Origin of the sequence: Cryobacterium sp. MLB-32 (genome assembly GCF_000738085.1) — a bacterium.
In the GTDB taxonomy this organism is placed as follows: domain Bacteria; phylum Actinomycetota; class Actinomycetes; order Actinomycetales; family Microbacteriaceae; genus Cryobacterium.
The window spans coordinates 1-9,233 of record NZ_JPRS01000165.1 but is presented as its reverse complement, the minus strand read 5'-3'; the positions used below and the strand labels follow the sequence as shown (position 1 = coordinate 9,233).

Below are 9,233 nucleotides of genomic sequence, written 5' to 3'. Positions count from 1 at the left end.
TGCGGCCCCATCTCTTGAAGAATACGCGGTAACGTCCGTCAGGGCACCACCCCCGGCACAAGAAAGCACTGATGAAAGGCACTGAATGTGCTCCGAAGTTGCGGATGTGCCCCTGAGCTCTGTGCATCCGCTCTCTGCCGTCGTATGCTGACGGAGCACGAGCGTTGCCCGCGTCATTCCGACCGGGCGAACGACAGGGAGGTCGGACACATGACTGGAATCGCCACCTACAAGGCCGTTCTTTACGGACCCAATCCCATGGCTTCAGGCATGGAAGTCGATTTGGAATACGTGGAAGGCGAGTACCAGGACACCGTGGTGCTCGAAGCCGTCGACGACGGCAACGTGATCATGCGCAGCTACCGCCGCGGTCACGAAACCGAAGAACCCGTGCCCTACCGCTTCTACGAAGAGGTCGACGAAGCGCCCGCGGGAGAGATCGAGCCGGACGTGCCCAACTAGGACGTGCCCACCGGGCACGTTCCCGCCGAGGACGTGGTCGCCGAGAACGTGGTCACCGAGCCTCGATGACGCCCATCATTCCGGCATCCTCATGATCGAGGATGTGGCAGTGATAAACCGTTCGTCCGCTGAAGTCGTCGAAAGCGATTCGCACTCGAGTCGTGCTTCGTGCCGGCACATTCACCACGTCCTGCCAGATCACGGTCTCGACGGCCGTGCCGCCCTGCTCGACGACCTGCATCGGCCAGACGTGCAGATGCAACGGGTGGTCCAGCGTGCTCGTATTCGTGAGGAGCCACTCCTCGACGCTTCCGAACTGCACCGTTTCGTCGACTCGGGACGCATCGAACGCGCGCCCGTTGATCGTGGGGGACATCATTCCCCCGCCCATGCCGCCCATGCCCATCGCGAACACCAGCTCGCGCCGCGCGGTCACCGTCGTGGCGCGCAGGTCACGCGCCGCGGGTTGGCCAGGTATGGCGGCCGGCGTGGCGGCGGTCTCACCCGCGACCGTGAGCGTGGCCAGGGTTATGTCACCGCGAGCGGGGGCGTTGCCTCCTCCCATCATTCCCCCGGATGATCCGCGGTCGTACGGGAGCGCCTCGAGGCGGGACGTTCCGGCGTGCCCGGTCACGAGGAGGTCGGCCCGGTTGCCGGGCGCGAGCACGATCTCGTCGACCGAGCGCGGGGAGGACAGGCGCCCGGAATCGATTCCGAGCAGGGTTACCTCTTGCCCATCGAGGCGCAGGCGCAGGTAGCGGGACACACAGGCGTTGACGACGCGCCAGCGTTCCCGCTCGCCGGGGCGGGCCGTGAGGCTCGGATTGAGCTGCCCATTGACGAGCACGAGCTCTCCCTCGCGACCCGACATCTTTTCCATCGGCGTCGCCGCCGGGATGGTTCCTGTCGAGCTGAGCGTGATGTCGGAAATCACGATCACGCGTTCCCGGCTCACGGTGATGGGGGTCGGGTCTTCGACGATGATGGCGCCGTAGAGGCCGCCAAACACCTGGTCGGTGACATAACCGTGCTGGTGCGGGTGATACCAGTACACGCCCGGCGGGTGGTTGAGGGGCAGCTCGTACCGGTAATCGAAGGAGTCCCCGGCCGGAACCGTGACGAAGACATTGTCGCTGTTATTCTCCGGGGACACGTGAAGCCCGTGCACGTGCAGGTTGCTCGGGTTCGTCAGACCGTTGTGCAGGCTCACCCGGAGCGTGTCGCCCCCTCGAACGCGCAGCGTCGGCCCTGGCAAGCCACCGTTATAGCCCAGCGCGGTCACCGTTCTCCCCGCTACTGTCAGCTGACCGGCGGCAGCTTCCAGAGCGACGGAGAGGGTCCCGTTGCTGCTGCGCAGCTCTGTGGGTTCCGTAAACTCGTTTCCGGTGCCCGTCTGCGACGGAGTGCGAGATGAGGCATCGTGAGTCATCCACAGGCCCGTTCCGCCGACGGCGACCCCGACAGCTCCCACTCCGCCCAGGATGAGCGCGTTGCGCCGCGTGATCGGGCGCACTATCGGGCCTCGCCGAGTATTCGCATCTGGTCGCGATACTGCTCAGCGGTGAGTTCTCCGCGCGCAAAGCGCTCATCCAGGATCAGCCGCACCCCACTGGCTCGGGCGACATCGGCTCCGGCTTCGCGGCCGCGGTATCCGTGCGGTTCGCGAGCAGTCGCACGACCACCGAGATGATCAGCGCGATGCCCGCGATCGCGAGCAGACCGAATCCCCACGACCACCCCATGCCTGCTGTCCCCGACATCATCATCTTCTCCGTTCCGTTCGGTCATTCAGTGCGTCTGTACCCATGGTATACCTCTAGGGGTATATTTTTGGATGGCATAGACAACCGTGCCCACGGAGCCGGGAGTGCCCCCCGTGCGGTCGAACGTGCGGGGGACATCCGTGCGCATCACGTGCCCCGCTCCCGCCGGTCTAGATCCGCTTGCTCCCGCTGCGACTGAGACGCACGGGCAGAGCCATGAGCGGGCCGACGAAGCGTCGCTGCAGGCGGCGCGCCGGGCCCCAGACATACTGCACCACATACTGGGCCAGGATGGCGCCCGCCGCGAGTGCGAGCGCCACGGCGGCCGCAGTCAGAAGGTTGAGCAGGCCGTTGATATCGCCGTTAGAGAGCTGAAGCAGTCCGCGGAACAGGATCAGTCCCGGAACCAGGGGAACCAGGGCGGTCACCATGATCACGAGCGGGGGAGTCCGCACGATGCGTGAGGCAACCGCGGCGGCCAAACCCACCCCGACCGCGCTCATCCCCGAGGCCCACACCAGCCCGACGCCGGCCAGGATGCCCACCAGGTAGAGGAATTCCGCGAGGGCTCCGAGCAGGCACACCACCCAGAATGCCCGCCACGGCACCTGCACCGCGAGCCCGAATCCGATCACGATGACAACGGATGCCGCGAGCAGCACGGGCAGGTCTAGCAGGGTGGGCACCCAGCGCGACTGCACCGTGAGGTCCAGTCCGAATCGAGCGACGAGCAGGCTGGAGCCGGCCACACCGGTGACGAGCCCGCCGGTGATGAGTACGGCCTCGACCATGCGCGCGGTGCCGGTGAGGTAGAAGCCGGAGAGTGTGTCGTGCACGGCGCCGAAGGTCGTCACTCCCGCGAGCAGCATCATGATGGTCGCGACGACGACGAGGGACTGGTTGACCGTCGGGTCGAGCACGTGCACCAGGGCCGCGGCAATCGGACCCAGGGCGCCCCCGACCACCGTCTGGTAGAACAGCGGAACCTGGCGGTGGTCGAGCGTTGTGGTGATGAGGTCGATGAAATACGTGGCGATGAAGGCCGCGATCATCACGACAGGCCCGCCGCCGATCAAGACGGCCGCGCCCCCGCCGACGAGGCTCCAGCCCAGGCGGCGGTAGCGCACGGTCACCTGGGGCTTGGAGCTCACGATGATGGCGAGGCGCTTTCGTGCCTCGGCGATGTCCACGGGGTGCTCGATCAGGTCGGCGATCAGCTCCGAGGTGAGCGTGAGCTTCGTGTAGTCGAGGGTGCGGTACTTGACGTTACGGCTACGCGTGATGGACTCGTGCGAGGCCTGGTCCTCCTGCGTGAGGGTGATGATCGTGTGCGTGATGTTCGCTTCCGTGCCCTTGAGACCATAGGCCCGCGTCAGCGCCTCCATCGCAGCAGTGGCATCTTCGGCGCCGGCGCCGGCCGTGAAGATGACCTCGGCCAGGCGCATGGTGAGGTCGAGAACGGCACGCGTGTAGGCGGCATGATCGAGGGGAATCGCCCCGGTAAGGTCGTTCATCGGAGCAGAAGGGTATTAGGCAGAAACTCGATCACTTCCCAAGTTTACGTAGCCCGACGCCTCCGTGTGAACAGCCGAACCCCGAGGAACACGAGCAGCCCGACAAAGGCGATCGCGCCGAGCCAGGGAAGGGCAACGCCGAGGGCCACGATGACACCGCCAAGAGTCGTGATCAGGGCGTGCCAGCCGACGACGACGCCGGCCCAGAAATCACCAGGTGCGCCGGGGGCCACCGTGCCGTCCTCGTACAACTCAAGGGTGACCGTGGAGAAATCGATTTGATCAGCGAGGCTATCGCGTTGGCTGCGCAGCGCCTCGAGGTCGGCCTGCCTGGTCGACAGCGCACCCTCGATCGCGATCAGGTCCGTCGCGTTGGTGGCCGTGCTCATCAGGGAGAGCAGCCGGTCGACAGAGGTCTGAAGGGCGGTGATGCGTGCGTCGAGATCCTGGCTCTGCCGGGTCACATCCGTGGCGTTGAGTGAGACGAAGTTCACGGTTCCGAGGTCCTTGAGCTCCACGAGGGTGCGGTCCAGGTCAGTGGACGGGATCCGGAGCGTCAGGGAGGCGGACGCCGCCTGGGTCTCGGTCGCCGGAGTTTCGTTGCGGCTGTCGACCCGGCCACCGGCCCGCTCGGTGATCATCACGGCCTCCTGCGCGGCCTCGATGGGGTCGGCCGCTGTGAGCGAGACAGAGCCGGTGGTGACCACATCACGGTTGGCCGTGTTCACTTCGGTCGTGATGCCGTCGGCCGAGAATGCACCTGTCTTGTCGCCGGTGCTCGGTTCCGTCACGCCGGACGGGGCGCCTTGGCTGTCGGAGCCGGCGGTCCCTCCGCTGCCCACCGTGCATCCCGCCAGCAGCAGGGCCGCGAGAACGACCGCGGTCAGCACGAGCGGTGTGCGGCCCCGTGAACGATTCATGTTTCCCAGTATTCTCTGTGCCTGTCGCCCTGTCTGCCTGTTTTCTGGGAGACGGATCACAATTCAGACTCGATTGATCCGCCCGAAGTAGTGTCATGTGGTCGGGCCGCGATCTCAGCGGTCGATGCCATCGCAACTCGTTCATTTGGAGGACTATATGGGATTCACAGACGACGCCAAAGATGCCCTGAGCGCAACGGGAGAAAAGATCTCACGCGCGGTAGACGATGCTCGCGACAAGGTCTCGGACACGGTCGATGAGGTGCAGGCCGACGCCAAGGTGAAGCAGGCCGAGGCCGAGCGTGATGCCACCAAGGCCAAGAACGACTATAAAGAGGGTTTGCGCAACGATAATTGAGACATGACGCGGTGGACGACGGGTAATCGGCAGGGCCGATTCCGTCGTTCACCCCTGCTGCACATCGCGGCTGACGAGGGATCCGGTCCGGTCGTCATCCTCGTGCACGGGATCGCGTCGTCGTCGGTGACGTTCCAAGAGGTCATTCCCCTACTGTCGTCGCAGCATCGGGTGATCGCGATCGACATTCTGGGTTTCGGCCAGTCACCGGCGCCCGAGGGGTGTGAGTATCGCCTGGAAGACCATGTCGCCTCCCTCGCCGCCACCATCCGCTCGCTGAATCTTCGCGAACCGTTCGTGCTCGTGGGGCACTCCCTCGGCAGCCTGATCGGCACCCGGTACGCCGCCCTGAACCGACGGGGCACGCTGCAGGGATTCCGGAATCGGCTCACCCGACACGGCGCGGTCTCCCGGGTGGTGCTCGTGGGCCCACCGGTTTACCTGTCGCCGCAGGACATCGGCGACCCGCGCGTGCGGGCGCGGGTCGCGGCCTACCTGCGAGCCTATGACTACCTGCGTACGAACAAGGATTTCACCATCGCCAACGCCGGCATCATCTCCCGGCTGTTGCCCAAGGGAATCTTTGAGATCACCACCGACAACTGGACGCCGTTCGTGAAGTCGCTCGAGCACTGCATCGAATCCCAGACCGTGGTGAGCGATATCGCGAGCCTCCACGTGCCGATCGACGTGATTTACGGCGCGCTCGATCAGTTCATTGCGCCCGGCAGCATGACCGTGATCGAGCGGATGCGCCACGTGACCATGCACCGCGTCGAGGCGAACGACCACATCATCCGCCGGGGTATCGCGCGCGTGCTCGTGCGCGTCATCGAAGCGGATGCCGCGGCGTCGGCCGAGCCGATCGCCTCCGACCTGCGCTGACTCTCAGACCTGCTCGGCGGTCCTCTCGTTGGTCGAGGCGCGACGAAGGAGCGATCGAGGCCGCGTGAGTCGAGCCTCGGACCTGGCCCGGCCCTGACTATTCCCCGCCGAGACGCGTGAACCGCTACCCTCGGTCAGGGGGGCGCCTGAACCGTGGCGCTACGATCCGGGCACCACGGCACAGATCGGAGAACGGATGCTTTTTCGCATCGAATCAGCACAGGGCAAGGTCAGCTACATCGCACTCGGATACGTCGTCGGCATCTGCGAGGCAGTAGGTTTCGCCATGGCGCTGGGCTGGCCCACGGCGGCAGCTCTCGTGGCAATTTCGGTTCTCGCCTGGGTGAGCCTCGGTGCGCGCATGTTCCGTGGCGACAACGAAACCTTGGCGACTCCGCGAGCCTGGTGGCGTATGACGGCCAGACCGCGGAGCGGATTTCTGCTCGCGATCGTCTTCCTCAGCCAGGGGGCCTACCTCGGCGTCACATCCGGGCAGCGCATCGAGACGGAGCTCTTTCTGGCCATGGCGGCCCTCAACGCGCTGATCGCTGCGGCCTATCTGCACTCGTCCGTGAGGCTTCGCGCCGTGGTCGACCGATCGGCAGCCGCCGCCCGGTCGTAAATCAGACCGGAACGACGCTCGGAAAGCCCACCCGCGTGAGTTGCTCCGATACCCGCCACAGCCGCTCGGCGTCGGCGTTGTTGAGCGCGCGCGAGGGAAGCCGGGCCGGAGAGGGGCCACCCGTGAGCTCGCCGAACCCGTCGGGACCGTAGTAGCCGCCCCCGGCCGCCTGCGGTCCGGTGGCGGCGAACAGTGCCGGCAGGATGCCCTGGGGAATCTCCTGCCACAACCAACCGATGCGGTGGGTCGCCTGCGTGAGAGCGAGCATCGTCCTGGCCGAGGCACCGCCGTGGGTGGGGCCGGTGATCTGCAGGTTGGTGATCGTGGCGCCGGGGTGCGCGGCCACACTGCGGATGCCCCAGCCCGCCGCGACACTGCGGCGGTTCAGCTCCCGGGCGAACATGAGTGTCGAGAGTTTGGACAGTCCGTAGGCGCGCGTCGGCCGGTAGTTGGTGCCCTGCAGATCGTCGAAGTCGAGGCGTCCCGTCCGGGCGATCAGGCTGCTCAGGCTCACGACGCGCGCGGCACCGGCGGCCTGCAGAAGCGGCAAGAGGTGAGCGGTCAGCGCAAAGTGACCCAGGTGATTACTGCCGAACTGCAGCTCGAAACCGTCTTGGGTGACATCTCGTTTCGGCGGCATCATGATGCCCGCATTGTTGATGAGAATGTCGATCGGGCGGGCCTCCGCGGCGAGTTGCTCGCCGAGGGCCGCGACAGTGGAGAGCGATGCGAGATCGATGTGGCGGATGCTGAGCTTCGCACCCGGCGTCTCTGCGAGGATGCGCCGGATGGCGGCCTCGCCCTTGGCCTGATTGCGAACGGCGAGAATCACCTCGGCGCCTGCCCGCGCGAGTCGACCGGTGAGGCCGAAGCCGAGGCCGCTGTTGGCGCCGGTGACGACGGCCAGTTTTCCAGTGAGGTCTGGGACCACGATGTCTGCCAGCTCGCGTGCCATGAGTTCTCCCGCATTCGTTGATGTGCACCCATCCAAGTCGTTGCACGGGGCTAAGTCGAACCCACGGGGCAGATTCACGGCTGGACGGGCGCGGACCTCACACGAACGGCATGATCCCCATCGACACGGTCATGGCGCACATGCTGAGAAAGTTCCCGCGCTCCAGGCGGGTGCGGCTGCCCGTAGCCACCAGCGTCGCGGAATAGACCACAAAAACAGCGCCGGCCGCCAGGGCGAGGGGTATCAAGAGTGACGACGCGTGCGCGTGGCCGCCGACCGCGCCCAGCGGGCCGGCCGCAGTGTGCTGGCTGTGTGCCATCAACTGGGCCGCGGTGACGATGAGCCCCAGCCCGTGATGGAGATGAACGGTACTCGGCACGCCCATCGGCGCGGCCAAGCGTCCGTCGCGCATGCGGTGCAGGGCTGCGCCGAGAATGCCCCAGCCGACGAGGATGACGGCCCATAGCAGAGGGGGAACCCCGAGCACGTGAGTGGCCGTATCGAGCATGGCCCCGGCCATCAAGCCGGCCGAGACGAGGGTGTGAAACGAACGTGAACGCCTGCTGCCGACCACGCAGCAGGCGTTCACGGCGGCCGCGACAATCATCAGCGCGTTCATTGTCTCGGCCATGGTCATGCTCGGTTAGTGCTGACCGTGGGCGGCGCCGTCATGGGCCGTACCGTCGTGCCCGTGTGAGCAGTGAGCCGTGGGCTCGCTGGCCGGCACGTTCATGGCGGGGTTCTTGCCGAAGAAACCGTACGGCTTGAGCGTGAATTTGGCGTAATCCACATTCATGACCGGCCAGTCCTCGACCCGCGGAAAGTGCGTCGGCCCGAAGGTGTGCCAGAGCACGATGTCTTCGCCGTCGATGGGCCGGTCGCCCGAGATGTACTTGGTCACGCCGTCTCCACCCGGATTCTGATGCACGAAGTCACCAGCAGCATACTGCTCGGCCGGGTCGTACTGAGTGACGAACAGGTGCTTGGTCGCGAATTCGGCGCGCTGGGCGATGCCCGAACCGCTGTCGGCCATCAGCGTGGGTGCCGCTTCCGGGTACAGCACGTAGCCGGTGGGGCGTCCCATCCGGTTCGTCTTCTCGGTGTTCACGATGTGCCAGGCGCGAGCAACGGATGCGTCCGCCACCCGTCCGGATTCCAGCTCGGTTCCCAGCCGGGTCACCTTTTGCGTGAACGCGTTTCCGTGCTCATTGCCGGGCCCCATCGGTAGACGCTGCGCCTCGACCTCATCGACGGCATTGCTGAGCCCGTCCACCTGCATGTCGAGCCGCGCGCTGAACAGGTGCTGGTGGTACGGGGCGCCGAGGCCGGGCGCGACCTCGCTCGCGTACGGGTAGTCGGCATCCGCGGCATCCGCTGCCTCAAGACTGCCGATGCCCGGGTAGGCCGAGGTGAAGAGGATGCCGGTGAGCTTGGCCTCGCACTCGATGGTGCCGTCGAGGGAGAGGTACCAGTAGAAGCCGTAGTCGTAGTTGCCCACGGTGGTGAAGAAGCTGATCACCAGGCGACGCTGGCGGCGCACCTCGTGGCTGCCGGTGAACATGTCGCCGTGCTTCCACAGCGTTCCCACGTCCTCCTCGTGCATGCAGATGCCGTTCTCGATCGTGAACGGGTTTCCCAGTTCGTCGGCGAGCACCGCGTCGAAGTATGTGATCTCTCCCACGCAATCGCAGCCGAGGGCCAGCGAGTTGGTGAAACGTCCGTACAGGTACTCTCCGGTGTCGAAGTAGTTCTGC

At 65.9% G+C, this 9,233-nt stretch carries 10 protein-coding genes and 1 pseudogene; 4 read left to right on the top strand and 7 right to left on the bottom strand.

Annotation, left to right across the window (positions count from 1 at the left end):
• The first annotated feature begins 210 nt into the window (after positions 1-210).
• Positions 211-462: a hypothetical protein gene (locus JF66_RS14635; RefSeq protein WP_035879210.1), complete on the top strand. Its 252-nt coding sequence runs from the start codon at positions 211-213 to the stop codon at positions 460-462.
• A gap of 52 nt (positions 463-514) precedes the next feature.
• Here JF66_RS14635 and JF66_RS14630 read toward each other — a convergent pair whose 3' ends face one another.
• The 4 genes from JF66_RS14630 to JF66_RS14615 all read right to left on the bottom strand — a co-directional run bounded on the left by JF66_RS14630 (position 515) and on the right by JF66_RS14615 (position 4,659).
• The gene (locus JF66_RS14630; protein ID WP_035879209.1) at positions 515-1,975 is read right to left on the bottom strand and encodes a multicopper oxidase family protein; all 1,461 of its coding nucleotides are present in this window, start codon (positions 1,973-1,975) and stop codon (positions 515-517) included.
• An 82-nt stretch (positions 1,976-2,057) separates the two neighbouring features.
• On the bottom strand, positions 2,058-2,222 hold the full coding sequence (locus JF66_RS22385; RefSeq protein ID WP_231556445.1) for a hypothetical protein: 165 nt from the start codon (positions 2,220-2,222) through the stop codon (positions 2,058-2,060).
• A 173-nt stretch (positions 2,223-2,395) separates the two neighbouring features.
• A complete protein-coding gene (locus JF66_RS14620; protein ID WP_035879208.1) occupies positions 2,396-3,739 on the bottom strand; it encodes a threonine/serine exporter ThrE family protein in 1,344 nt (447 codons plus the stop codon).
• A 44-nt stretch (positions 3,740-3,783) separates the two neighbouring features.
• The gene (locus JF66_RS14615; RefSeq protein ID WP_051973574.1) at positions 3,784-4,659 is read right to left on the bottom strand and encodes a DUF4349 domain-containing protein; all 876 of its coding nucleotides are present in this window, start codon (positions 4,657-4,659) and stop codon (positions 3,784-3,786) included.
• 157 nt (positions 4,660-4,816) lie between these two features.
• Here JF66_RS14615 and JF66_RS14610 point away from each other — a divergent pair, with 157 nt between their 5' ends.
• The 3 genes from JF66_RS14610 (at position 4,817) to JF66_RS14600 (ending at position 6,524) form a co-directional block, all read left to right on the top strand.
• Complete coding sequence (locus JF66_RS14610) at positions 4,817-5,017, top strand: hypothetical protein (RefSeq protein ID WP_035879206.1); 201 nt, start codon at positions 4,817-4,819, stop codon at positions 5,015-5,017.
• 3 nt (positions 5,018-5,020) lie between these two features.
• Complete coding sequence (locus JF66_RS14605; RefSeq protein ID WP_035879205.1) at positions 5,021-5,902, top strand: alpha/beta fold hydrolase; 882 nt, start codon at positions 5,021-5,023, stop codon at positions 5,900-5,902.
• A 196-nt stretch (positions 5,903-6,098) separates the two neighbouring features.
• Complete coding sequence (locus JF66_RS14600; protein WP_035879203.1) at positions 6,099-6,524, top strand: hypothetical protein; 426 nt, start codon at positions 6,099-6,101, stop codon at positions 6,522-6,524.
• A gap of 1 nt (position 6,525) precedes the next feature.
• Here the strand turns inward: JF66_RS14600 and JF66_RS14595 are convergent, their stop codons facing one another.
• The 3 genes and pseudogenes from JF66_RS14595 to JF66_RS14585 form a co-directional block, all read right to left on the bottom strand.
• The gene (locus tag JF66_RS14595; protein WP_035879201.1) at positions 6,526-7,479 is read right to left on the bottom strand and encodes an SDR family oxidoreductase; all 954 of its coding nucleotides are present in this window, start codon (positions 7,477-7,479) and stop codon (positions 6,526-6,528) included.
• Between the two features lie 97 nt (positions 7,480-7,576).
• Entirely contained in the window at positions 7,577-8,116 is a 540-nt protein-coding gene (locus JF66_RS14590; protein ID WP_035879199.1) for a hypothetical protein, read from the bottom strand.
• A 6-nt stretch (positions 8,117-8,122) separates the two neighbouring features.
• Positions 8,123-9,233 (bottom strand): annotated as a pseudogene (locus JF66_RS14585) (tyramine oxidase); the annotation flags it as partial.

Bases quoted from the DNA above. Each gene is read 5' to 3' on its own strand.
- JF66_RS14635 (WP_035879210.1), top strand. From the start codon at position 211: ATGACTGGAATCGCCACCTACAAGGCCGTTCTTTACGGACCCAATCCC.
- JF66_RS22385 (WP_231556445.1), bottom strand. From the start codon at position 2,222: ATGTCGGGGACAGCAGGCATGGGGTGGTCGTGGGGATTCGGTCTGCTC.
- JF66_RS14620 (WP_035879208.1), bottom strand. From the start codon at position 3,739: ATGAACGACCTTACCGGGGCGATTCCCCTCGATCATGCCGCCTACACG.
- JF66_RS14615 (WP_051973574.1), bottom strand. From the start codon at position 4,659: ATGAATCGTTCACGGGGCCGCACACCGCTCGTGCTGACCGCGGTCGTT.
- JF66_RS14610 (WP_035879206.1), top strand. From the start codon at position 4,817: ATGGGATTCACAGACGACGCCAAAGATGCCCTGAGCGCAACGGGAGAA.
- JF66_RS14605 (WP_035879205.1), top strand. From the start codon at position 5,021: ATGACGCGGTGGACGACGGGTAATCGGCAGGGCCGATTCCGTCGTTCA.
- JF66_RS14600 (WP_035879203.1), top strand. From the start codon at position 6,099: ATGCTTTTTCGCATCGAATCAGCACAGGGCAAGGTCAGCTACATCGCA.
- JF66_RS14595 (WP_035879201.1), bottom strand. From the start codon at position 7,479: ATGGCACGCGAGCTGGCAGACATCGTGGTCCCAGACCTCACTGGAAAA.
- JF66_RS14590 (WP_035879199.1), bottom strand. From the start codon at position 8,116: ATGACCATGGCCGAGACAATGAACGCGCTGATGATTGTCGCGGCCGCC.